This is a genomic window from Candidatus Flexicrinis affinis (assembly GCA_016716525.1).
Lineage (GTDB): Bacteria > Chloroflexota > Anaerolineae > Aggregatilineales > Phototrophicaceae > Flexicrinis > Flexicrinis affinis.
Genome location: JADJWE010000001.1, coordinates 762,601 through 784,344 on the forward strand (window position 1 = coordinate 762,601; position 21,744 = coordinate 784,344).

The window sequence follows — 21,744 nt, forward strand, 5'->3', positions numbered from 1 at the left end:
TACGTTGGGTTTGAGCGCAGCCTGACATGCCGAACGTGCGGGAACTGCACCGCACGCAGGTTGACGGCCCGCACGTCAGATCGGCGTGCGGGCCGTTCAAGGGTTCTCTAGAACAAGCTGTTGACCTCGTCGTTGGCGGCAGGCAGAATGTCGGCGGCCGTCGCCTGACCGAGCATCACCGCATCCATCGCTTCCGTCATGATGGTGTTGATCTCACCGGCGTAGTCGGTGATCGGGAAGAGGAACGTGCCGCCCTCTTCCGCCGCCTGCTCGGTAAACGCGCTCACGTCGATGCCGTTGTCAGCACGCACCTGCAGCGACAGATCGGCCGCAGACGGGATAGCCGGGAAGACGACGCCGGACTCGCCAACGACAGTCTGGCAGGCCTCGGACGCGAGGTACTTCACCCACGCCCACGCCTCTTCCGGGTGATCCGTGCCGACATAGATCGAGTCAGCCAGACCGTTGAACATGCTCTTGCGGCCTTCCGGACCGGCCGGCAGCCGGGCGAATCCAACTTCGAAGTCGCTGCCGAGGTAGCTGCCGATCATCCACGAACCGTCGATGTTCATCGCGAGGGTCTGCGCCTGGAACAGGGCCAACGAACCGAGACCGGAGCGATCTTCGTACGGCGGCATGTAGCCCTTCTCCAGCGACAGATCGGCCCACCACTGGATCGTATTGATGAAGCGCTCGTCATCGTAGAAGTACGTATCGCCCCACGTGCCGTTGTTGTGCACCCAGCCCGTCGAGTTAGTGAACATCGACCATTCGGTCTGGCCGTACGGGTTGTTGCCAACCTGGCCGCCGTAGCCGTACTGAACGACATTGTCCTTGTCGAAGTCGGCGCTCAGGCCGTTGTTGCCATTGGCGTCGATCGAAAGCTGGGCGATGACCTGCTCGAAATCGCCGCCGTCCTCGTAGTTCCACGTCCACGAGTCGAAGATGGCCGGGTCAATGCCCGCCGCCTCGACCATCGCGACGTTGTAGATGACCGCGACCGTGTCCCAGTCCTTCGGCAGGCCGTAGCGCGCGCCGTCTTTCGTCCACAGGTCGGCGAGACCCGGGTAGTAGATGTCGGTCGCGACACCGTCGCGCTCGACCCACGGCTGAATGTCGTAGATCTGACCGAGTTCAACGAATTCCGGGTACTTCGCCAGATGATTCGTGAACACATCGGGTGCGTCGCCGGAGACAAAACCGGTCGTGATGCCGGTCCAGTAGTCATCCCAGCCGAGCTGATCGACTTCGACCGTGATGCCCGGGTTCTCGGCCATGAAGTTGTTCGCGCAGGTCTGGTACGGCGGAAGTTGGTTAGTGTCCCACAGCCAATAGCGGATGGTGACGTCCTGCGCGCTCACTGCGCCGATGACCAGCATCAGGGAGAGCGCCAAGACGACGAACGAGTACTTGCGAATGGATTTCATTGCTTGCCTCCAAGGCTTACTAACGTATGCAATCAAACGCGCTGCGCTCAACAACGCGGTGACCCCGAGAGTGGTGATGCGTGAGACTCATTTGAAACCGCTGAACTGGATCGAGTCGACAACGCGGCGGCCCAAAAAGATGAACAGCAGCATGGTCGGGATGATTGCGACAGCGGTTCCTGCCATCAGTCCTGTCCAGTCAGGCGCGCCCTGTGGCGTCTGCTGACGGAAGATTCCAAGCGCTACGGTCAGTACGCGGACGCTTTCATCACGCCCGACGAGCAGCGGCCACAGGTACTCGTTCCAACTGCTGATGAAAGTGAGGATGCCCAGCGTGAGGATCGGCCCTTGTACCAGCGGCAGCGCGACACGCCAGAACACGCCGAGCTTTGTCGCGCCGTCCAGCGTCGCCGCTTCGACCAGATCCTTGTTCAGGCTCAGGAAGAACTGGCGCATGAAGAACACCGCAAAAGGCGTCATCAGGAAGAACGGTGCCACGATACCGGGGATCGTACCGATCAGGTCGAGCTGACGCACCAGTACGAAATTCGGCACGAACACGACGATCGCCGGAACCATAAGCCCCGTGAGATAGAGGAAGAATATGACGTCACGGCCGGGGAACTTGAGCCGGGCAAACGCATACGCGGCCATCGTGCTGAACAGCGTTTGACCGACCGTGATCAGCGTCGACACGATGAACGAATTGCGCATGTACAGGAAGAAGTTCAACTGCCCGGCTGTGACGCCGGTGCTTCCTTCCGTGCCGACGTACTCAGACGGATCGATGAACCCAAGCACGCGCTCGAAGTTGAACGTCGTGAACTCGGTCGGAAAAAGCGATGACGTGTTGGTGAACACAGTCTGCGGTGTGGTCAACGCGGTGCGCAGTACCCACCAGAACGGGAACAACACGATTACAAGCAGCACCCCGACGACAAGGATCGTGAGCGCGTCCGAGATGCGGCGGTTACGAAGTGCGCGCCGATCTGCGTCTTCAGTGCTGGGAACGGTTGGCGTAACAACGGCCATCATCGGTCTCCTTTAGCTGTAATCCGCAAGGTCGGACTGGTTCGAGCGCAAGTACCGCATCTGAAGCAGCGTGACGCCGACGAGGATGATGAACAACACAACCGATGCGGCAGTCGCACGGCCCATGTTGATCCGACGCTCGAAGACCTGCTCGTAGATGTAGTAGATGATGGTGCGCGTGGAGCCGACCGGGCCGCCGCCGGTAGTCACGGCGATCGTGTCAAAGACCTGAAACGAGCCGATGACCGACGTCACAAGCACAAACACCAGCACGGGCCGAAGCAGCGGGAGCGTAATGCCGAAGAACTGCCGTGTGGCGTTCGCACCGTCGATCGCTGCCGCTTCATACAGCGACTTGGGGATGGTCTTCAGGCCGGCGTACACGAGGATGGCCGTGTAGCCGACATGCCGCCAGATATTGACCATCGCAATCGATGGAAGGGCCTGATCCGGCGAGCCGAAGAAAGGCTGATCTTGGATGCCGACCGTGTTGAGGACCACATTCATGATCCCGATCGACGGGTCGAGGATCCACAGCCAGAGCAGGGCCACAATGACGTTCGGCATCAGCCACGGCAAAATCACCAACCCGCGCAGTATCGACGACAGCGCTACACTGAACCGGTCAAGCAACACCGCGATCAGCACGGCGAGGACGGTTTGCAGCGGGATGTTCCAGAGCACATAAGCGACGGTTGTCCCTAATGAGCCCCAGAAGCGCGAGTCGCCAAACAGGTATTCGTAGTTTCCAAACCCGACGTATTCGGCTGGGGTCAACAGATTCCACTCGTAGAAGCTGATGAACAGCGCGCGAACGGCCGGCACGGCGAGAAAGATCGTGAACCCGATCACGCTTGGCAGGATGAGCACATAGGCCAAAAAGGTCTCGTGATCGGTAAGCAAGCGGATCAGACGCTGAAATAACGACGGTTGATCCAAGACACTGTGACTGGTAGACGACGCTGTCATAAACTTCTATCCCCCTCCCTAATTGACCCTACCTTGGCGCTGCCGCACCGCATGACGCGCGGATCACCAACTCTGTTTCCAGCTCTCGATAGACAAACTGGTTGGATTTGCCTTCGATCATGTCAAGTAGTGCACTCGCGGCAGCGCGCCCCAATTCGATTTCGGGCGCACGGACGGTTGTGAGTGCGGGAGTGAGGAATTCGGAGAAGCGCATATCGTCATAGCCGACGATGGCTATGTCGTCGGGGACTCTTACGCCCGCTTTCGCGCAGGCATGCAGTGCGCCGAGTGCCATCATGTCGTTCATCGCAAAGATGGCGGTAGGGGGACTAGGGTGAGCGAGGATCTGTTGCATCGCGGCAGATCCGGTATCCGGATCCATACGCCCCGATACGACGAGACTCATGTCGATTTCCAGCCCATTCGACTCAAGGACCGAGCGGAACGCGCCGAACCGTTCACGCATATGGTCGTTGTCAATCGGGGTATACGGGATGCAGCCGATTCGGCGGTGTCCCAGCGAGACGAGGTGCTGGGTCAACGCGCGAATACCCCCGCGGTGGTCGATGCCCACGGAGGGCAGGCGATGCTCCTCAAAAGTATCGAGTACAACGATCGGGTAGCCATCACCGTGAAGCGCCGACAAGATCGGACTTTTGGCGCGGACGTTGACCATTACCACACCGTCAGCCTGTCGGCCGCGCAGCAGGTTGTTGACAATGGTCAGATCCGCACCGGCGGGGATGCGCTCTACGAGCAAGCGGTAGTCCTGCTTGCCGGCAACATCGATAAGGCCGGTCATCACGTTCGGGATGTACGGATCGCGGAAGATTTGTGCGTGGGGGTCATAAAGAACGAGCGCGAGGACGTTCGATCTGCCTTGAACGAGCGCGCGTGCTGCGGCTTGCGGAACGTATCCCAGACTTGTCGCGGTCGAAAGCACGCGTTCGCGCGTAGTGTCGCTGACGTTGATCGATGTGTCGCCGGCAAGGATGAGCGAGACGGTGGTCTGGGAGACCCCGGAAGCATCTGCCACTTGTCGCTGCGTAACGCGTTTACGAACCACGGCCAACAATCTCTCAATCAAATAATACGTATTACTAATGCGTATTATCTTAAGTCACCCGCGGTTCCGCAAATGAGAGTTTCATGAGTGAGTGATTCAGGTAAGGAAGGTGGGACTTCGTTATCGATCGCTACGTCGCTGTATCGAGGCCGAACGTCGCGGTGTACACGGCGAGCGTGCTGTGCGCGGTCCGCTCCCATGTGAACTGGCCGACGTGCGCCCTTCCGCGCCTCGAATAGTCGGCGCGCAGTGCTGCGGAGTCGAGCAGGCGTACGATGGCATCCGCAATATGGTCCGGGCTTCGCGGGTCGACGCTCAAGGCCGCATCGCCAACCAATTCGGGCAGAGACGATGTGTTGGCGGCGACGACCGGCGTTCCGCATGCCATGGCTTCCAGCGCTGGAAACCCGAAACCCTCGTACAGTGATGGCAGCACGAACACATCGGCGATGCTGTACAGCGTCACCAGATCGTCGAATCCAACCTCGTCGAGAAACACGACATTGTCAGCGAGCCCGCGCCGTCTAACGTGTTCCACCAGCCGCTGCCGTTCGACATCGAACTGCGGCCGGCCGACTTTGACCAGCAGCGCGTCGGGATGCGCGCCACGCACGATCTGAAACGCGTCGACCAGCGCGCTCAAGTTCTTGCGCGGCGCTTCGGAACCGACGTACAGCACGAGCGGCGCGCCGTTGGGCAGGCCGAATCGCTTCCTCTCAAGTTCGACCGCTGGAAGAGGGCGAAAGCGCGTGTGATCGATGCCGAGGTGAACGACGTGAATGCGCTCGTCACTGATATTTAGAACGTCGATCAACGTATGCTTCGTATATGCCGAGTCGGCGACGATCGCATCGGCTCTGTTGAGGTTGCGCATGGCCAGCGAGTCGAAGAAGCGCTCCGCACGGTGGCGATAGTGGCTCAATTCGGGCACGTTTCGCAGCATGTAAGGCAGGATGTCGTGTACGGTAATGACCGTCCGTTCCGGACGCCGAAAAGTGAGCGTGGTGCCCAGCGTTTGCGAGGTAAGGTGTACGATCGTATCGGAAGCGTCCTGAACGGTCAGGGGGTACGAGCGAAAGAACGCGGAAACGTCGTAGCCGAGCGCCTTTGCAGCGCGCGCTACCCAACCCGGAATTGGCGTCGGATCGGGCGAATCCAGCGATGAGTCCAGGCCAGCCGCCTGATACGCGGCGTGCAGTTGTCGCGCATAGTTTGAGATTCCGCTGATTTCGCCGGCGTTCTTGGCGATGAGTTTGACGCGCATTGACTTACGCCCCCGCCAGACGTGTGGGATGATGGCTCATGATGGCATTCGCCTTGACACATGGGGTTCGAATTCGCACTCGTACGGAGTGCGAGGTATGACACAGACCGTTGCCTACAGCGAGGATTATAGGGTATTCCGTCGTTCCGCGCGCGCCGACGTGAGCTTCGGCTAAACGATGCGCTGATTGAACTCTACGCGCTCGCCATCGGGCCCGAGGATATTGAAGTAGCGGACGCCATTCTCCCAAAATGGCAGAAACACCGGCTCGGACTCGAGCGGAGACCACCCCTCTTCTAGCACGATGCGGAATGCAGCGTCGACATCGGCAACGTCCAGCGCAACATGGTCGATGTGGCCGCTCCGGCGCTGCCGAACTTCCTCCAGCTCTGCGCCGCACAATTGGTAGAGTTCGAGAGTCAGCTTGTCGAGCTGCATCATTACAACCTTCACGATCCCGTCACGTCTGGGCAATTCGCGGTACATGGCTTCGACAAAGCCGAGACGTTCGTAGAAGGCTTTCGACCGGACGATGTCGGTCACCGGCAGGCCGATGTGCTGAAGCCCTCGCAGGTTGGCGCCGAACATTTCTTATCCTCCAGCCTCATCAACGTCCGTATACATCGTCATGGAACGGAGCGAGAATGCGCTCGATTTCGGCCAGCATGTCAGGGGTTAGCTGCCAAGTGGCACTGGCGGCATTCTCCTCGATATGGGCAGGCGATTGCGCGCCGCAAATGACCGATGTCACGGCGTCCTGATGGATCAGCCAGTTGATCGCCACCTGACTCAGCGGTTTGCCGATCTCGGCAGCGAACGCGACAAGTTTCTGGCGAATCGCATAGTAGGTGTCAAAGTTCGAGCCGGACAGCTTTGGGTTGGCGGAGCGGACATCGTGTGAGTCGAACTGGCCCGCACGTTTGAACGTGTCGGTGAGCAGCCCCTGAAACAGCGGGCTATACGGGAAGAACGCCATGCCGTGCTGCGTACAGTAGGGCAGGATTTCTGCCTCTGTGCGGTATTCCAGCGGGATGCTGTGGTACTGCACCGGGTTGCGCTCAAGCAGGTTGTACAGCCCTTGATGCGACACGATCTCACCATAACGGCGCGCCTCGTCCATTTGTGCGACGGAGAAGTTCGATACACCGATGTGGCGAATCTTGCCCGCCTGTTGAATTGCGTTGAGCACCGCCATTGTCTCCGCAATGGGCGTCGACGGATCGGGCCAGTGGAGCTGATAGATGTCGATGTAATCGGTATCGAGCCGATCGAGGCTGTCGTCGATTTCCTGCCTGATACGATCAGGCGACAGGTCGTTGACGATCACACCATCGGCGTTCCACTTCAGGCCGCACTTGCTGGCGATCACGACACGGTCTCGTCTGCCGCTCAGTGCGCGCCCGAGGATCGTCTCGGCGTGACCGAACCCGTAGACCGGCGCGACGTCGAAAAACGTTACGCCGAGTTCGAAAGCGCGATGGATCGCGCGGATCGACTGCTCGTCGTCGCTTCCATTCCAGATCGCGCTGCCACCGGCTGCCCAACAACCGAAGCCCACGGCGGAGAACTGGATATCGGTACATGCGACTGTTTTGGTCTTCATGCTCTACGACCTTCCTCTAGGAAACGATCGTACACCTCAGGATTGGCGACGTGTTCCGGTCGTTGCCCGGTGAGCACGGCCAGTGCGTTCTGCGATGCCATCAGGCCCATGCGCAGGGTCGTCTCTTCCGTGGACGAGCCGACGTGCGGCGTGGAGATGAAGTTCTCGAGCGCTAACAGCGGACTGTTTGCTGGAGGCTCGACCGCGAAGGCGTCGAACGCGGCTCCGGCCAGATGGCCCGATTGCAGCGCTTCGAACAGCGCTTGCTCGTCGACAATGCCGCCGCGCGCGGTGTTGATGAGGAACGATCCGGGCCGCATTCGGGCGAGGCGCTCCCGGTCGATCAAACTGCGGGTTTCCGCAGTCAAAGGCAGGTGCAGGCTCACGATATCGCTGTCAGCCAGAAGCTGGTCGACCGAGGATGGCCGCGCGTTCAGCCTTTCGAGGATGTCTTGAGGCGGCGGATACGGGTCGTAGAAGACAACCGTCATACCGAACGCGAATGCAAGTTGGGCGACCCGCTGACCGATGCGCCCCATGCCGAGGATTCCGAGTGTCTTTCCGGCAAGTTCGCGACCTTTTAGAAGCGACCAGTCGGCGCGGCGCATCTGGCGATCCTGCCGCGGCAAATTGCGCGCCAGCGCCAGCATGAACCCGAGGGTCAGCTCCGCGACGGCGTTGGTGTTGCCACCGGGCGTATAGGTGACGACAACGCCCCTGTCGGTTGCCGCTGCGAGGTCGACGCGGTCATACCCCACGCCATAGCGGGACACCACCTTCAGCCGGTCGGCCCGTGACATTACGTCCGCGTTCACATCGTCTACGCCGAGGATAGCCGCGTCAATCCCGGCAATCAGGTCGGCAAGTTCGGCCGCCGAGTGGGGGTGATCGATCGGGCTGTTGACGATCTCGCAACCCGCGTCACGCAGTATCTGCTGGTGCGGGCCGTCCAGCTTGCGAAACGAACGGGTGGTGACCAGCACGCGCCAGTGTGTCATGGTTGATCTGCCTTATCCGTACTTGGGATTGTCCGCAACCTCTACGTGACCGCCAGCCTCGAGGATTAGCTTGCGAAACCCGTCCCGCTCGATGGTCCCGTAATCGTGGCCGGCATCACCTGCCCACGCCGCGAAGAACACGAACGGCACGGTGCCAATGTTGACGGTGCGATGCGCCCAATAGGGCGGGACGTAAGCGGCGGTGCCCGGTTTCATGAACTGCACGTCGGTGGCGCCTTCTTGTGTTTGCATCACCAGACACCCGTCGCCAGACAGGCCGAGGTACACCTCGCCTTCTTCCCGCCGAGCGTGATAATGCCCTTTCGTCATGTGGAACTCGTCGCCGACTTTGCCCGGATGGATGACGGTCGTGCAGTGCAGGATATGGCCTGCTTCCTCAGGCAGCGTCGTGACGTACACCTCGTACAGCAGGCGGTCGCCCTCGTCCGCGAGGATGCGCTCGACAGCGCCGGTATCGGCGAACATCGTCCGCATTTGACTGAGGTAGCGCTTGATAATCCCTGTCTCGGGCGTAAACACGCCGGTCCTCAGGTCAATCTCGGTCTTGAACGGTTGCAGGATAGCCATTTATGACCCTTTCTTGCCCAGAGCGTGCGGGATGTTGAGCCAATTCTGCTCGAAACCTTCGATCCACGCCTGTGTCAGCGGCGAGTCGTTCAGCCGCATAAAGACGTCGTACTGCATGACCAGTACTGGTGCGCCAGCGCGGAGGACGGCTTCGGCTTGTTCCGGGCTGCGGATCGAGGCGGCGGCGATTTGTGTCGTGACGCCGTGTCGCGCGTACATTGTGGCGATGTCGGACACCAGCCCATACGCGTCCACGTTCGCGTCCTGAATACGCCCGATGTACGGGGCGACGTAGGCCGCACCGGCGCGAGCTGCCAAATACGCTTGATTGAGCGTCGCAATGGTCGTGATCAGCGGTCTGAGGCCCTCGTCAGCGATCCTGCGGGCCGCCGCCATTCCGGCATGCGTGGCGATCAGCTTGGGGTGGATGTTGGGTGAAATCCGGCGCAGGTTGTCCATCTCGCGCAGGTAGTCGTCAGGGGTGGGGCCGTGAAGCTGCACGTAGAGCGGCACATCGACACTGCTGCACACATAGGCGACGACATTTTCAAGCGTACGCCCGTCGGCCGTCCAGCGTTCCATGATGGCCGGGTTGGTCGCGATGGCATCGGCGAGGCCGTAGTTGGCGGCCTGAATGGCCTGCTCGGGGGTGCCCTCTATCCAAAACTCCATGTTGACCTCCAGCCTATGCACTGCGAATCCGTCGGATCAGCTCCAACGTCGCTGCCGTCAGGTCTGCGATTTTGTCGAATGCGCCGGCCTTGATCCACCCGCTCTGAATAAGCTGGCTGCCCATGCCGACACACGCCACGCCGGCATCGAACCACTCGCGCAGGTTCGTTTCGTCCGGGGTGACACCACCGGTCGGCATGATCTTGCTCCACGGCCGCGGCGCAAGGACGGCTTTGACAAACCCCGGGCCACCCACCGCACTACCGGGGAACATCTTGACGAACTCGGCGCCGTGCTCCTCGGCGGCTGCGATGGTGTTGAGATCGCCACAGCCCGGGACGTACGGCAGCTTCCTCCGATTGCACATGCGCGCAACGGCCTCGTTGAACGTAGGCCCGATAATGAAGTTGGCGCCGTGGGCGGCATACAGCGCCGCGGTCGCTTCGTCCTCAACCGAGCCGACCCCGACGATCATAGTCGGGTGATTCGCCCGGCAGTACTTGACGAGCTGCGAAAACACTTCGATCGCGAAGTCGCCGCGGTTCGTGAACTCGACGACGTGGCTTCCCCCGGTCGACAGCGCGCCGACGACCTTCTGTGCGACGTCGGCGTCCGGGTGGTAGAACAGCGGGACCATACCGTCTTGAAGGATGGTGTTGTAGACAGTCATGCGATCGAACTGAGCCATGTTTGAAGTTCCTTGTTAACTTGGGCGAAGAGCAGATGCCGCTTCGTCGAGGCGCTTGAACACATCGGGTGTGAGCTGCAGGTGGAACACTTCGGCGATGACTTGTGTCCAACCGTGCAGGAAATAAACCCAACCGTCTTCGATCACTAAACCGCGCTGTGCGGCTTGCCGTTCTGCTTGGTGCATGAAGTCGAGCGCGCCGCGGTAGTTCAACTCCCACACGTAGCCGCCAAGCGGGAACGCCCCAGCGTCGGAGATCGGCGAGCCGGGGCGATCCTTGCCGAGGCCGGTGGCATTAATGACCAGCGATCCCGCGGGCAGATCTGCCATGAGCCGATCGTTTTCGGCAGCGGACTGGGTCAACCGATACTCGAACTCGATCGGCGTATTCAGCCGCGTGTGAATCTCCTTCAGCGCGTCAATCCGTTCCTGCGCGATGTCCGCCATGATCATGCGTGGAGGATACTCCCCCGTGTTCGACCGTTCGGCAAGGAAGATGCTAATCGCAATCGCCGCGCCGCCGGCCCCGAGGCATAATACATGCCCGCCGCTCTGGCGCCAGTGGTCGGCTGGAATGAAGTGGTCGAGTGCCAAGCCGGACGATATCGGGTCTTTGGCGTGCCCGCACAGTTTGCCGTCCTGCTTTGAAATTGACGAGATTTCGCCACAGATATCTGCGTAAGGATCGAGATAGTCGAACAGGTCGCGGCACGCTTCGAGCAGGTCGATCTTGTGAGTTGTCACCAGCGCGCCACGGGTCATCGGGTCGTCGCGAATGTGCTCGACGATCGAACGATAAGTGTCCGCCGGCGCGTGAATGGGCGCGTCGTAACCGACGATCTGCGCACCCAACCCGAGGATCTCAGACCATTTCGGGAAGACGCTCATAATGGATGATTTGGTGGTTGTCACCCCGATGAAGTACATGGTGGGTTGACGCTGTGGCGCAAGCATGGGGGCACCCTTAGGTTACATCGCGGCGATCTCGTCGTAGATCGGTTCTAGCGCCTCGTAAAGCCGGTTAAAGATCGGGTAGGCGCGCTCGTATGTTGCTTGCGCCGCCGGATTTGGCCTAACCGTCGACGCGATTTGGTTCATCGATTCGATCATCTCGAAGCCGGGGTACAGGCCGACCCCGACGCCGCCGACCAACGCCGCGCCCATCGAAGTCGCTTCTTCGAGGATCGCGAGACGGTGAATCGGGATGCCGTAGACGTCGGCCATGATTTGATTCCAGACCCGCCCGGCCGCGCCTCCGCCGATCACGCGCATCGCGTCAATGTGGGTACCCTGAGCACGAAACGCATCGAGAATGACGCGCAGGTTCATCGTGACGCCTTCCAACACAGCCCTAAGCATGTGCGCGCGCGTGTGTCGTATCGTCAATCCGACGAATCCGCCGCGCGCATGCGGATTCCAGCGCGGGCTCCGCTCCCCAAGCAGGTAGGGGAGGTAGAAAAGCCCCTCTGCACCGGGGGCGATCTTTTCGATCTCGAGATTGATGAGCTCGTAGCTGCTGATGCCAAGCCGGCTTGCTGCCTCCTTTTCGAAGGTCGCGAGTTGGTCACGCGTCCACTGGTATGACGCGCCTGCGGCCTGCATCGTGCCGGTTGGCATGACCATGTCGGGGATGACGTGGCCGAAGGTAAACGTCCGGAACTGCGGGTCGAAAATCGGCTTGGGCGTCGACACGGCAATCCATGACGACGAGCCAACGTAGTTGTAAGCAGAGCCTTCGCGGATAACACCGGCGCCTGCCGCCGCACATGCGCCATCACCGCCGCCGATGACGACTGGCGTGCCAGCGGCGACACCGACCTCGTCGGCTATGCCCGGCAGCACCGCACCAACCACCTCGACCGACTGCCGAAGCGCCGGTAGTTTTTCGATCGGGAGGCCAACGGCATCGAGGATCGCCGCCGACCAGGTACCGGTGCCGAGGTCGTACAGGTTCATACTCGACCCGTCCGAGGGATCGGTGACGAATTCCCCCGTCAGGCGCGCGACGATTGAGTCTTTGGCGTGGACGAACTTGTAAGTGCGGTCGTAGAGGTCGCGCTGGTGCTCGCGAATCCAAAGGATTTTCGCCAATGAGTACGACGCGCTGAGGCGATGCCCTGTGATACGGTAGACATCCTCGAATGCGACCCGCTCCCCGATCCATTTCTCTTGCGCCAGCGAGCGCTGGTCGGCCCAGATAATGGCGTTGCGCAGCGGGCGGGCGTCTCGATCAAGCGGGACTGCGCCCATCATCTGCCCACTGAAGGTGATGCAGGCGATGTCGTTTTTGGCAACGCGCGTTTCGGCGAGCAGCCGCTGCGTGGATTGGCAAACGGCCTTCCACCAATCGTCCGGATTCTGCTCGGCCCATCCGGTGTGCGCATATTCGGTTTGGTAAGGGTAGAAGTTCGCGCCGACGAGCCGGCCCTCGCGATCGTATAAAGTCGCCTTGTTGCCGGTTGTGCCGAGGTCATGCGCGATGATGAATTGGGCCATGATGCGTGTCTCGCATAGAACGAACTGCTTGACAATCGTATGCCGTGTACAGTATATTCCACGCAACCTGTAATTACAAGTCATTAGGGGCTATAACAAGTGTTAGATGCCCGCGACACAGTCTTTGCCAACCATCGTATAGACCCACTTAAGCCGGTCCCGTATCACGTGCAGGTATATCAGGCGATCGAGCAGATTATCGGCGCGTCAATGCGCCCCGGCGACCAGCTCCCCGGCGAACCGCGCCTATGCGAGCTGTTCGGCGTTAGCCGCACGGTGATCCGTCAGGCGCTCGATCAACTGCTGCGTGACGGATTGATTCTGCGCGTCATGGGCAAAGGCACGTTCGTGGCCGAGCCCAAGATCCCCGAAGGGCTTGTAGGCAGCGTGTCCGGTTTCCACGAAGACATGGTCGCTAAGGGCTACACGCCCGTGTCTCGCGTGCTGTTGCAGCAGCGGGTCAAACCGACCGTCAAGGTCGCCCGCAACCTCGAAATCAGTGCCAGCACCGACGTGATCGAACTGCGGCGAGTTCGTTATGTCAACGGCATTCCGATCCAACTGGTGTCGAATTACCTTCCGTATGCATCGTGTCCATCCGTATTGGATGCCGATCTGACACATCGGTCGTTGTATGGACACATGCGCGAGAAGTACGGCCTCGAGATCGCACGAGGGAAACGGATTATCGAAGCGGTACTCGCCAACGAAGAGGAGTCGGGCCTGCTCGAAGTGCCGATCGGTGCCCCGCTGTTGGTGGTAGACAGCGTCAGTTTCCTCGCAGACGGCACGCCGATTGAGTACTACCACGCCGTCCACCGCAGCGACCGTGCCCGGTTTGAGATCGAGGTCGCGCGGTCACGTCCGTAATTCATGTACGAGAGCACCACTGCCGGAGCCATCCGCGGTGTTCACCCTGACGGATTGAGTGAATGGAGTTCCTAGTTGAAGCGATCTTGTCCGAACGTTCCTACCAGCAATACCTCAAGTACTGTGCACAGGAGATCTACAATGCGTAAATTCACTGTCTTTGTCTTCGTCGCGGCACTGCTCGTGCTGAGCCTCGGCGTTACCGCGCAGGGCGAGTTTGCCGGCCAGACCATCGTCGTCGTCACCCAGACTGGCCGTTCGATCGGCGGACCGGTCGAGGACTTTGCCCCCGAGTGGGAAGCGATGACTGGCGCCGACGTGCAGCTTCAGCAGTTTGCCTTTGGCGAGCTGTACGAGAAGATGATCACCGCCTTTGAGACCGGTTCGATCGACTATGACATGATGATCTTCCCGGCCGACTGGGCAGGCGACTTCATGGCCCCGGGCTACCTTGAACCGATGCCGCAAGAATTACTCGATGCCCTTGAGCCGGACGACATCATCCCGCTGTATGCCGACCGGATCACGGCGTGGGGCGACACCGTATATGCACTTCCGTACGACGGTGACTCGCACATGATGTACTACCGCAAGGATCTGGTGAACCCGGAAAGCCCGTACGCCGCTGAATTCGAGGCCGAGTATGGCTATCCGCTCGATGAGCCCCAGACTTGGGATCAGTACTTCGACATCGCGACGTTCTTCAACGGCCGTGAGGTTGAGACCGCGGGCGAAATGCTGCCGATCTACGGTGTCGCCGAAGCCCAGCGTCGTAATGCCCAGAGCTACTGGGTGTATCTGTCGCACGCGGCCGGCTATGCCAAGACCCCGGGCAATCCGTGCTTCTTCTTCGACTGCGCCGATATGACGCCTGAGGTCAACAACCCCGGCTTCGTGCGCGCGCTGGAAGAATACGTCGCGCTGCGCGCCCTCGGCCCGGAAGAAATGATCAACTGGGACGTGGCGGACACGCGCGTTCAGTTCCCGGCGGGCATTAGCGTCTTCAACATCGACTGGGGCGACGTGGGCCCGATTTCGTACAACCCTGACGCGTCGGTCATCGTCGGTGATACCGGCTTTGCACCGCTGCCCGGTGGTACCGAATACTGGGATTCGCAGGCGGATGCGTGGGTAACGCCGGAAAGTGGCGTTAATCGCGCTCCGTTTATCGCGTTCGGTGGCTGGATCATCGGCGTGGCCGCGGACAGCGATGTCAAGGAAGCTGCGCTCGACTTTGCAGCCTTCATGGCGCGTCCGGAATTGGTCCGCCAGCTCGCGACCATCCCCGACACGGGTATCAACCCGTCGCGTTACAGCCAGCTTAACGTCGAAGACGTCTCGCTGTGGGTCGAGTCCGGCTTCGATGAAGAGGGCGCCGTGGACTACCTCAGCGCCATCCTCGAAGGCATCTCGCACCCGAACTATGTGCTCGACATCCGTATCCGCGGCAGCGCCGAGTACCTGAGCGTCCTCGATACCGAAGTCGCCCGTGCGCTGGTCGGTGAGATCACCGCGCAGGAGGCACTCGACAACGTGGCCGCGCAGTGGAACGACATCACTGACCGTCTTGGTCGCGAAGAACAGCTTGCGCAGTATCGCGCCTCCGTGGGTTACGGCGAGTAGCCGTTCAGAATAGTTGGCCGTTGGGGTGTGCATCTAGCACACCCCAACTCTTCATCCCACGGAGGAACCTAATATGGCGCGCCAAGCAAAAGCCGGAGATGCACCGTTCGACCGAAATGTTGTGATGAAACGCGTTTTTCTTTCGCCGGCGATCATAATTTTGCTGGCGCTTTCGATCTTCCCGCTGCTGTGGTCGCTGGGCATGAGCGTCACCGATATCCAGCGTGGCGACAACCGCGGTGCCGCTGCTGCGGCTGAAGCAGGCGAGGACTCCGGGTTTCTTGGCCTCGGGTTCAACATCACGCTTCAAAACTATCAGCGCATGTTCAGCGATCAACGCCTGCATTCGACAATACGCAATACGCTTGTCTTTGTGTTTTCAGGTGTGACCATACAGTACGTCATCGGCTTTGGCCTCGCGATGGTGCTCAATCAAGACTTCCGAGGGCGCAGCATCGTCAGGGTGATCTTCCTCATGCCGATGATGATGAGCCCGGTGGCGGCGGCGTATGCCGGGCGCATGATGTTCGACTCGAGCATTTCGCCGCTGGCGCAGTTCCAGCGCACGCTCACCGACACGTTGCAAGGTATCGGTGCGATCCTTCCGGGGACATTTCTGGATGACGCTGTCGTTCGCATCCCGTGGCTGACCGACGCGGGGTGGGCGCCGGTCACTATGGTGCTGATCGACAGTTGGCAGTGGATTCCGTTCGTCACATTGCTGCTGCTTGCCGGCATGCAGACCATCCCCGACGAATTGTACGAGGCGGCCAAAGTTGACGGGGCGAATTCGCTGCAGATTCTGCGCAGCATTACCTTCCCGATTCTGCTCCCGATTTCGGCGACGGTCATCCTGATCCGCGGCCTCGAAATCTTCAAGATCATCGACATTATCATGGTGACGACAGGCGGCGGACCGGGCAACGCGACCGAGTCGCTAACGATGTACATCTTCGACACGGCGTTGACGTTCGGCAACTACGGCTATGCCGCGTCGATCTCGTTTGCGCTGCTGGCGACGGTCATCCTGTTCGCCACCGTGTTCCTCGCCGGCATGCGACGCATCACGCCCCGATAGGAGGCCAGCATGAGACGCAATCGCAGCTTCCTCCATTCGGTCGCGCTGTACGGCATCGTGATCTTCTGGTGCTTTATCGTCCTGTTCCCGTTCTATTGGATGCTCTCGACTTCGTTTAAGACCCAGATCGCCGTCAGCCGTGGGCCGCGCTACGTGCCGCAGTTCGAACTGCCGTTTATAACGGTGACCAACGAGGACGGCGAACAAGAGCCGTTCAAGACGCCGGGCGACTTCACGCCGACGCTGCAGCATTGGAACGATCTATTCACGCGTGACCGCGACGAGGTCGTGCGTCACTTTCGCAACAGCTTGATTGCGGCGACCGGCAGCATGATCTTCTCGATCATCATCGGCTCAATGGCTGGCTACGGCCTGTCGCGCTTCCGGTACTACTGGGCGCGCTTGGGCTGGGACAACGACAACATCGCGTTTTGGATCGTGTCGAACCGGTTCCTGCCGCCGGCGTTGTTCGTGGTGCCGTTTCTGCTGCTGTACTCGACGCTGGGGCTCGTCGATAAGCACTTCGGCCTGATCCTCGCCTACACGATGTTCAACGTACCATTCGCCGTGTGGATCATGCGCGACTTCTTCAACGGCCTGCCCGAAGAGCTTGAAGAAAGCGCAATGATCGACGGCGCGACGCGCTGGGTGGCCTTCATCCGCATCGTACTGCCGTTGAGCGCGCCGGGCCTCGTGGCGGTCGCCATCTTCTCGTTTGTGTTCTCGTGGAACGAGTACTTGTACGCGTTGATGCTCACGAATTACGAGGCCATCACGATGCCGGTGCTCATCGCCGGACAGAACAATACACGCGGCATTCAGTGGTGGTTTATCTCCGCGCTGACGCTGACAGCCGTGGCGCCGGTGGTGCTGATCGGCCTTGCGCTGCAGCGGTACATCACGCGCGGCTTGGTCTCGGGAGCGATCAAGGGGTAGGCATCGCTCCGACCGAGACGGTATGAATCAACCGGCCCTGCCGAAAAAGGCAGGGCCGGTCTCTTGTTCCGAATTCCGGAGGCGCCTACTTAATCCCTGAGTGCATGAAGCTCTGGATGAACTGGCGCTGGAAGATCAGGAAGATCAACAGCAGCGGCGCCACGATGATCAACGTCGCCGCCATGATCAGGCTCCACTGCGCGCCGATGTCGGTCAACTGTGTGAAACGCAGCAAGCCCATCGTCAGCGGGCGGGCGTTGTCGCTGGTGACGACCAGCGGCCACAGCAGCGAATTCCAGTGGAAGCTCACACTGACCAGCCCGAACGCGATCAACGTCGGCCGGCTCGGCGGCAGATAGACGTGCCAGAGCAGGTGATACCAGCGGCACCCGTCGATTTGCCCGGCCTCGACCAGCTCGGTCGGGACTTCGAGGAATGCCTGGCGCATCAGGAACGTCCCGAACGCCGAGCCGAAGTACGGAATCGCGATTGCCAGCGTCGTGTCGTACAGGCCCAGCTCGCGAATCGTCACGAAGTTCGGCACGAGAAGGCTGGCCGTGGGAATCATCATCTGGGCGAGAATCAAGTAGAACAGAATCTTCTTGCCCGGGAATTCGAAATGCACGAACGCAAACGCCGCAAGCGGGATCGTGACGAGCTGCACGCCGAGGGTCGTCAGCACATACTGCAGCGTGTTCTGGTAGTACGATCCGGTCAGTCGGCCGTCTTCGATTCGCGGGAAGAACGGGGCCAGTTCGTTGACGATCTGATAGCTCTCGGTGGTTAGGTACTGGCCGAACCAGATGTCGCCGCGCCCGAGCGCGTCGTTTCGCGGCCGCAGAGATACGACGATCGCCCACAGCACCGGGATCGCCCACATGATGCACAGCGCGACCGTCAGCCCATTGACGAACCACTTTGAATAGCTGCGCGGTTTGGCCGGTCGAGCGCTCACGGTGGCAATGCTCATGCGCGTGCCTCGGTCGAACGTTCGGAGAGGAAGAAGTTGCTCAGCGTGAATACGAGCAGCAGCAGGATCATGACGACGGTCAGCGCGTTGGCGAACCCGTAGTTTTGCAGGATGAACCGCTGTTTGTAGATCTCGTACAGCAGCAGGTCGGCCTCTCCGGAGACGAGCTGATACGTCAACACCAGCGCGTGGTCGATGTTCTGAAACGCGCTGATGACTGCCACCACGCTGACGAACAGAGTCGTGCGGCGCAGCAGCGGCAGGGTGATTCGCACCGTCTTGACCCACCAGCTTGCGCCGTCGAGGTCCGCCGCTTCGTAAATCTCTGCCGGCAGGTTCTGCATGCCCGCCAAGTAGAAGATCATCAGGTAGCCCGCGTCCTTCCAGATCGCCACGATTATCAACGATCCGAGCGCAAGGTCCTTGTTGATGACCCAGTTCTGCGGGCCGGAGTAGCCAAACACTTGCAGCGCGCTGTTAAACAGGCCGTAGTCGGGTGTGAAGAAGAACAGCCAGATCGTCGCGGCACTGACCATCGGCAGCATGGTCGGGTAGAACAGCGCGACACGCGCCAACCCGATCCATTTCGCGGCGCGGTTGACCATCATCGCAAACAGGAACGCGAGCGCCATACTGGCCGACACCGTGACTACGGCGTATAGAAGCGTATTGCCCAACACGCGGAAGAAGATCGCACCCTCGTCGGTCGAGGGGTCGAACATGGCACGGAAGTACGCAAGCCCGACATCATGCGGGCCGCGTATGCTTCGACTCTCTACCTCAATGCCCGGCAGGTTGAGATCAGTTTCGCGCGCCCGGTCAGGGCGGCTGGGGTGGTAGTAGACCTGACTGCTGCGGATGACCTGAAACGTCGGGTAGATCGTGAACAACACGACGAACACCAGCGTCGGCAGAATCAGTAGATACGGCAGCGGACTCACCCGCTTGCCACGCCAGCGCGGGGTCCATTGGTGTGCAGCCATCAGGTCACCGTTTCGTCGCGATGCGGAGGACGACCGAGGAAACGTGACGGGCAGGGGGTGTACTGCCCCCTGCCCGAATCAGGTTACTTGAAGATCGCGAGGATCGAGTCGGCGCCTTCTTGTGCAGTCGCCATGGCATCGGCCGGAGCGACTTCACCGTTCAGGACGGCGAGGATTTGCGTGTGCAGCAGAGTGCGGACGTCATTGAGCGACTGGACCGAAAATTCACGCACGGCCGAATCCAGCATCGAACGGGCTTCGTCGACCTGCGGGTTGGCCGCGGCATATTCCGTCCACGCGTCAAGCTCGAAGCCGCTGTCGCGCGTGTTGTAGTAGCCGGTCTGGATGCTCCAATCGACAGTTTGCTCGGGAGCGGTCAGCCACTGCACGAAGTCCCACGCCGCCTGCGCGGTCGCGTCATCGATGCCGGCCACAAGGTACATGTTGCCGCCGCCGGTAACGGTGAATGCGCCGCCATCTTTGCCCGGCACGCCGCTCACGCCAACGGTGAAGTCAGCGTTACTGAGGATGCTGCGCAGCGAGCCGCTGCTGTGCACGATCATTGCCGTCGAGCCATCGGCGAACAGACCGGGCGCGTCGCCCCAGTTATCCTGCACGCCGTCGGGGGTGGCGCCGTAGGCTTGATACAGGTCGATCCAGTATTGCAATGCGCTGATGACGCCTTCGTTATCGAAGAACACCTCGACATCGCTCTCCGACACGATGTTCTGGCCTGCGCCCGCGGCGAACGGCTGGAAGACCCAATACGGCCAACTGTTCGGGATCAGGATGCCCTCGCGGGCATCGGTGGTGAGCGCCTGCGCCGCAGAGGCGAGTTCTTCCCAGTTTGCCGGGACGCTCAATCCTGCCTCGGCGAGCAAGTCGGCGTTGTAGTACAGCAGCACGGTCGACCGCTGGAAAGGCAGACCGTAGAGTTCGCCGGTGCCGTCGCCGTCATAGTCGTAGTAGCTGTTGGTTAGCCACGTCGGCGTGAAGTCGGCGAGGTACTCCTCGGACGCAAATGCGTCCCACGACTGGATAGCTTCGGCGTTGACGAGGTCGTAGATGTCGGTGGCCAGCATGATCGCGAGGGCCGGCAGATCGCCGCCACCTTCCTTGACGGTTAGCAAACGGTTCTTGACGTCCGCGTAGCCGCCTTCGAACGACCATTGGATGTCGACACCGGGATTGTCCGCTTCATACGCTGCGGCGTATCCATCGAGGATCTGCGTTACCGGGCTATCGACGGCGATGGGGAAGAAGATTTGCACGACTGTAGCGTCCTGCGCCTGCACCGCCCCAAGGGGAACGACCAGCGCAAAGACGAGCATAGCGATGAGTAGCATCCGATTCTTCATGTCGAAACATCCTCCAAGGAATTGGCCGACATTCCACAAACTGCCCCGGTGCACAGCGCAGATTATAGACCCCGGACCTATGCTCGGCTACTAACTTGAGGAGACCGAACACAACGTTGGACTTGGCCTCAATAACAGAACCGCCGGACCCATAAGGCCCGGCGGTTCACGCATTAACGTCTAGTGGTGCGGAAGCGTTACCAGCCGCGCTGGGCGATCTTCTGCTGCTCGGTCATCGAATTGACGCTGATGCCGACCATCGCCTCGCCGAGGTTCCGGCTGACCTTCGCCAACACGTCCGGGTTGTTGAAGTGAGTGACCGCCTCGACGATCGCCTTGGCGCGCTTGGCCGGGTCGCCGCTCTTGAATATGCCGCTGCCGACGAACACGCCGTCGACACCAAGCTGCATCATCAGTGCGGCGTCTGCAGGCGTCGCCACGCCGCCGGCGGCGAAGTTGACGACCGGCAGGCGGCCGAGTTCGGCCGTCTCCTTAACCAGCGCGTACGGCGCTTGGATATTCTTGGCGAACGTGAACATCTCATCCTCGTCCAACGAGGTCAGGCGGCGGATTTCGCCGAGCATCGTGCGCGCATGGCGCACCGCTTCCACGACATCGCCGGTGCCGGCCTCGCCCTTGGTGCGGATCATTGCCGCGCCTTCAGCGATACGGCGCAGCGCCTCGCCCAAATTGCGCGCCCCGCAGACGAACGGGATCTTGAACTTGTGCTTGTTGATGTGGTGCTCCTCGTCGGCGGGGGTGAGCACTTCGCTCTCGTCGACATAGTCGATGCCGATCGCTTCGAGGATCTGCGCTTCGACGAAATGGCCGATGCGCGCCTTCGCCATCACGGGGATCGTGACGGCCTTCATGATGCCTTCGATCATGTCAGGGTCGCTCATGCGCGCGACGCCACCGTGCGCACGGATGTCCGCCGGGATGCGCTCGAGCGCCATGACGGCGACCGCGCCCGCGTCTTCCGCGACCTTGGCCTGTTCAGGGGTGACGACGTCCATGATGACGCCGCCCTTTAGCATCTGCGCCAGCCCGCGCTTGACCGTCTCGGTGCCGGTCTCTCCGGTATTGTGCCCGTTGGTGTGTGTAGACATTCTTCGCAACCTGT

At 60.6% G+C, this 21,744-nt stretch carries 21 protein-coding genes; 4 read left to right on the forward strand and 17 right to left on the reverse strand.

Annotation, left to right across the window (positions count from 1 at the left end; all coding sequences use genetic code 11):
• Positions 1-107: 107 nt before the first annotated feature.
• The 13 genes from IPM16_03105 to xylB all read right to left on the reverse strand — a co-directional run bounded on the left by IPM16_03105 (position 108) and on the right by xylB (position 12,803).
• A complete protein-coding gene (locus IPM16_03105; GenBank protein ID MBK9122097.1) occupies positions 108-1,427 on the reverse strand; it encodes a sugar ABC transporter substrate-binding protein in 1,320 nt (439 codons plus the stop codon).
• A gap of 87 nt (positions 1,428-1,514) precedes the next feature.
• Entirely contained in the window at positions 1,515-2,459 is a 945-nt protein-coding gene (locus tag IPM16_03110; GenBank protein ID MBK9122098.1) for a carbohydrate ABC transporter permease, read from the reverse strand.
• A 12-nt stretch (positions 2,460-2,471) separates the two neighbouring features.
• A complete protein-coding gene (locus IPM16_03115) occupies positions 2,472-3,428 on the reverse strand; it encodes a sugar ABC transporter permease (protein MBK9122099.1) in 957 nt (318 codons plus the stop codon).
• A 28-nt stretch (positions 3,429-3,456) separates the two neighbouring features.
• On the reverse strand, positions 3,457-4,464 hold the full coding sequence (locus IPM16_03120; GenBank protein MBK9122100.1) for a LacI family DNA-binding transcriptional regulator: 1,008 nt from the start codon (positions 4,462-4,464) through the stop codon (positions 3,457-3,459).
• A gap of 160 nt (positions 4,465-4,624) precedes the next feature.
• Positions 4,625-5,758, reverse strand: coding sequence for a glycosyltransferase family 4 protein (locus IPM16_03125; GenBank protein MBK9122101.1), 1,134 nt, complete (start codon positions 5,756-5,758; stop codon positions 4,625-4,627).
• Between the two features lie 171 nt (positions 5,759-5,929).
• Positions 5,930-6,346 (reverse strand): VOC family protein, encoded by a 417-nt coding sequence (locus IPM16_03130; GenBank protein ID MBK9122102.1) that lies wholly within the window; start codon positions 6,344-6,346, stop codon positions 5,930-5,932.
• A gap of 19 nt (positions 6,347-6,365) precedes the next feature.
• The gene (locus IPM16_03135) at positions 6,366-7,361 is read right to left on the reverse strand and encodes an aldo/keto reductase (GenBank protein MBK9122103.1); all 996 of its coding nucleotides are present in this window, start codon (positions 7,359-7,361) and stop codon (positions 6,366-6,368) included.
• Entirely contained in the window at positions 7,358-8,359 is a 1,002-nt protein-coding gene (locus IPM16_03140) for a phosphoglycerate dehydrogenase (GenBank protein ID MBK9122104.1), read from the reverse strand. Before IPM16_03140 ends, IPM16_03135 begins: the two co-directional genes overlap by 4 nt.
• 12 nt (positions 8,360-8,371) lie before the next feature.
• The gene (locus IPM16_03145) at positions 8,372-8,947 is read right to left on the reverse strand and encodes a glucose-6-phosphate isomerase (protein ID MBK9122105.1); all 576 of its coding nucleotides are present in this window, start codon (positions 8,945-8,947) and stop codon (positions 8,372-8,374) included.
• Complete coding sequence (locus IPM16_03150) at positions 8,948-9,619, reverse strand: hypothetical protein (protein MBK9122106.1); 672 nt, start codon at positions 9,617-9,619, stop codon at positions 8,948-8,950. It lies immediately after the preceding gene.
• Positions 9,620-9,632: 13 nt separating this feature from the next.
• Positions 9,633-10,307 (reverse strand): bifunctional 4-hydroxy-2-oxoglutarate aldolase/2-dehydro-3-deoxy-phosphogluconate aldolase, encoded by a 675-nt coding sequence (locus IPM16_03155; GenBank protein ID MBK9122107.1) that lies wholly within the window; start codon positions 10,305-10,307, stop codon positions 9,633-9,635.
• Positions 10,308-10,322: 15 nt separating this feature from the next.
• Positions 10,323-11,261, reverse strand: a complete 939-nt coding sequence (locus IPM16_03160; GenBank protein ID MBK9122108.1) for a shikimate dehydrogenase — start codon at positions 11,259-11,261, stop codon at positions 10,323-10,325.
• A 15-nt stretch (positions 11,262-11,276) separates the two neighbouring features.
• Positions 11,277-12,803 carry a xylulokinase gene (gene xylB / locus IPM16_03165; GenBank protein MBK9122109.1) on the reverse strand — a complete coding sequence of 509 codons (1,527 nt, stop codon included), beginning with the start codon at positions 12,801-12,803 and terminating at the stop codon, positions 11,277-11,279.
• A 99-nt stretch (positions 12,804-12,902) separates the two neighbouring features.
• Here xylB and IPM16_03170 point away from each other — a divergent pair, with 99 nt between their 5' ends.
• The 4 genes from IPM16_03170 to IPM16_03185 all read left to right on the forward strand — a co-directional run bounded on the left by IPM16_03170 (position 12,903) and on the right by IPM16_03185 (position 17,310).
• Positions 12,903-13,673 (forward strand): GntR family transcriptional regulator, encoded by a 771-nt coding sequence (locus IPM16_03170; protein ID MBK9122110.1) that lies wholly within the window; start codon positions 12,903-12,905, stop codon positions 13,671-13,673.
• A gap of 141 nt (positions 13,674-13,814) precedes the next feature.
• A complete protein-coding gene (locus IPM16_03175) occupies positions 13,815-15,296 on the forward strand; it encodes an extracellular solute-binding protein (protein ID MBK9122111.1) in 1,482 nt (493 codons plus the stop codon).
• Positions 15,297-15,369: 73 nt separating this feature from the next.
• On the forward strand, positions 15,370-16,374 hold the full coding sequence (locus IPM16_03180) for a sugar ABC transporter permease (GenBank protein ID MBK9122112.1): 1,005 nt from the start codon (positions 15,370-15,372) through the stop codon (positions 16,372-16,374).
• 9 nt (positions 16,375-16,383) lie between these two features.
• Positions 16,384-17,310, forward strand: a complete 927-nt coding sequence (locus IPM16_03185; protein MBK9122113.1) for a carbohydrate ABC transporter permease — start codon at positions 16,384-16,386, stop codon at positions 17,308-17,310.
• An 85-nt stretch (positions 17,311-17,395) separates the two neighbouring features.
• Here the strand turns inward: IPM16_03185 and IPM16_03190 are convergent, their stop codons facing one another.
• The 4 genes from IPM16_03190 to pdxS form a co-directional block, all read right to left on the reverse strand.
• Positions 17,396-18,190, reverse strand: coding sequence for a carbohydrate ABC transporter permease (locus IPM16_03190; protein ID MBK9122114.1), 795 nt, complete (start codon positions 18,188-18,190; stop codon positions 17,396-17,398).
• 86 nt (positions 18,191-18,276) lie between these two features.
• On the reverse strand, positions 18,277-19,263 hold the full coding sequence (locus IPM16_03195; GenBank protein MBK9122115.1) for a sugar ABC transporter permease: 987 nt from the start codon (positions 19,261-19,263) through the stop codon (positions 18,277-18,279).
• Positions 19,264-19,346: 83 nt separating this feature from the next.
• The gene (locus IPM16_03200) at positions 19,347-20,621 is read right to left on the reverse strand and encodes an ABC transporter substrate-binding protein (protein MBK9122116.1); all 1,275 of its coding nucleotides are present in this window, start codon (positions 20,619-20,621) and stop codon (positions 19,347-19,349) included.
• Between the two features lie 197 nt (positions 20,622-20,818).
• A complete protein-coding gene (pdxS, locus tag IPM16_03205; GenBank protein ID MBK9122117.1) occupies positions 20,819-21,730 on the reverse strand; it encodes a pyridoxal 5'-phosphate synthase lyase subunit PdxS in 912 nt (303 codons plus the stop codon).
• Positions 21,731-21,744 lie beyond the last annotated feature (14 nt).

Bases quoted from the DNA above. Each gene is read 5' to 3' on its own strand.
- IPM16_03105 (MBK9122097.1), bottom strand. From the start codon at position 1,427: ATGAAATCCATTCGCAAGTACTCGTTCGTCGTCTTGGCGCTCTCCCTG.
- IPM16_03110 (MBK9122098.1), bottom strand. From the start codon at position 2,459: ATGGCCGTTGTTACGCCAACCGTTCCCAGCACTGAAGACGCAGATCGG.
- IPM16_03115 (MBK9122099.1), bottom strand. From the start codon at position 3,428: ATGACAGCGTCGTCTACCAGTCACAGTGTCTTGGATCAACCGTCGTTA.
- IPM16_03125 (MBK9122101.1), bottom strand. From the start codon at position 5,758: ATGCGCGTCAAACTCATCGCCAAGAACGCCGGCGAAATCAGCGGAATC.
- IPM16_03130 (MBK9122102.1), bottom strand. From the start codon at position 6,346: ATGTTCGGCGCCAACCTGCGAGGGCTTCAGCACATCGGCCTGCCGGTG.
- IPM16_03135 (MBK9122103.1), bottom strand. From the start codon at position 7,361: ATGAAGACCAAAACAGTCGCATGTACCGATATCCAGTTCTCCGCCGTG.
- IPM16_03140 (MBK9122104.1), bottom strand. From the start codon at position 8,359: ATGACACACTGGCGCGTGCTGGTCACCACCCGTTCGTTTCGCAAGCTG.
- IPM16_03145 (MBK9122105.1), bottom strand. From the start codon at position 8,947: ATGGCTATCCTGCAACCGTTCAAGACCGAGATTGACCTGAGGACCGGC.
- IPM16_03150 (MBK9122106.1), bottom strand. From the start codon at position 9,619: ATGGAGTTTTGGATAGAGGGCACCCCCGAGCAGGCCATTCAGGCCGCC.
- IPM16_03155 (MBK9122107.1), bottom strand. From the start codon at position 10,307: ATGGCTCAGTTCGATCGCATGACTGTCTACAACACCATCCTTCAAGAC.
- IPM16_03160 (MBK9122108.1), bottom strand. From the start codon at position 11,261: ATGCTTGCGCCACAGCGTCAACCCACCATGTACTTCATCGGGGTGACA.
- xylB (MBK9122109.1), bottom strand. From the start codon at position 12,803: ATGGCCCAATTCATCATCGCGCATGACCTCGGCACAACCGGCAACAAG.
- IPM16_03175 (MBK9122111.1), top strand. From the start codon at position 13,815: ATGCGTAAATTCACTGTCTTTGTCTTCGTCGCGGCACTGCTCGTGCTG.
- IPM16_03180 (MBK9122112.1), top strand. From the start codon at position 15,370: ATGGCGCGCCAAGCAAAAGCCGGAGATGCACCGTTCGACCGAAATGTT.
- IPM16_03185 (MBK9122113.1), top strand. From the start codon at position 16,384: ATGAGACGCAATCGCAGCTTCCTCCATTCGGTCGCGCTGTACGGCATC.
- IPM16_03190 (MBK9122114.1), bottom strand. From the start codon at position 18,190: ATGTGGGCGATCCCGGTGCTGTGGGCGATCGTCGTATCTCTGCGGCCG.
- IPM16_03195 (MBK9122115.1), bottom strand. From the start codon at position 19,263: ATGGCTGCACACCAATGGACCCCGCGCTGGCGTGGCAAGCGGGTGAGT.
- IPM16_03200 (MBK9122116.1), bottom strand. From the start codon at position 20,621: ATGAAGAATCGGATGCTACTCATCGCTATGCTCGTCTTTGCGCTGGTC.
- pdxS (MBK9122117.1), bottom strand. From the start codon at position 21,730: ATGTCTACACACACCAACGGGCACAATACCGGAGAGACCGGCACCGAG.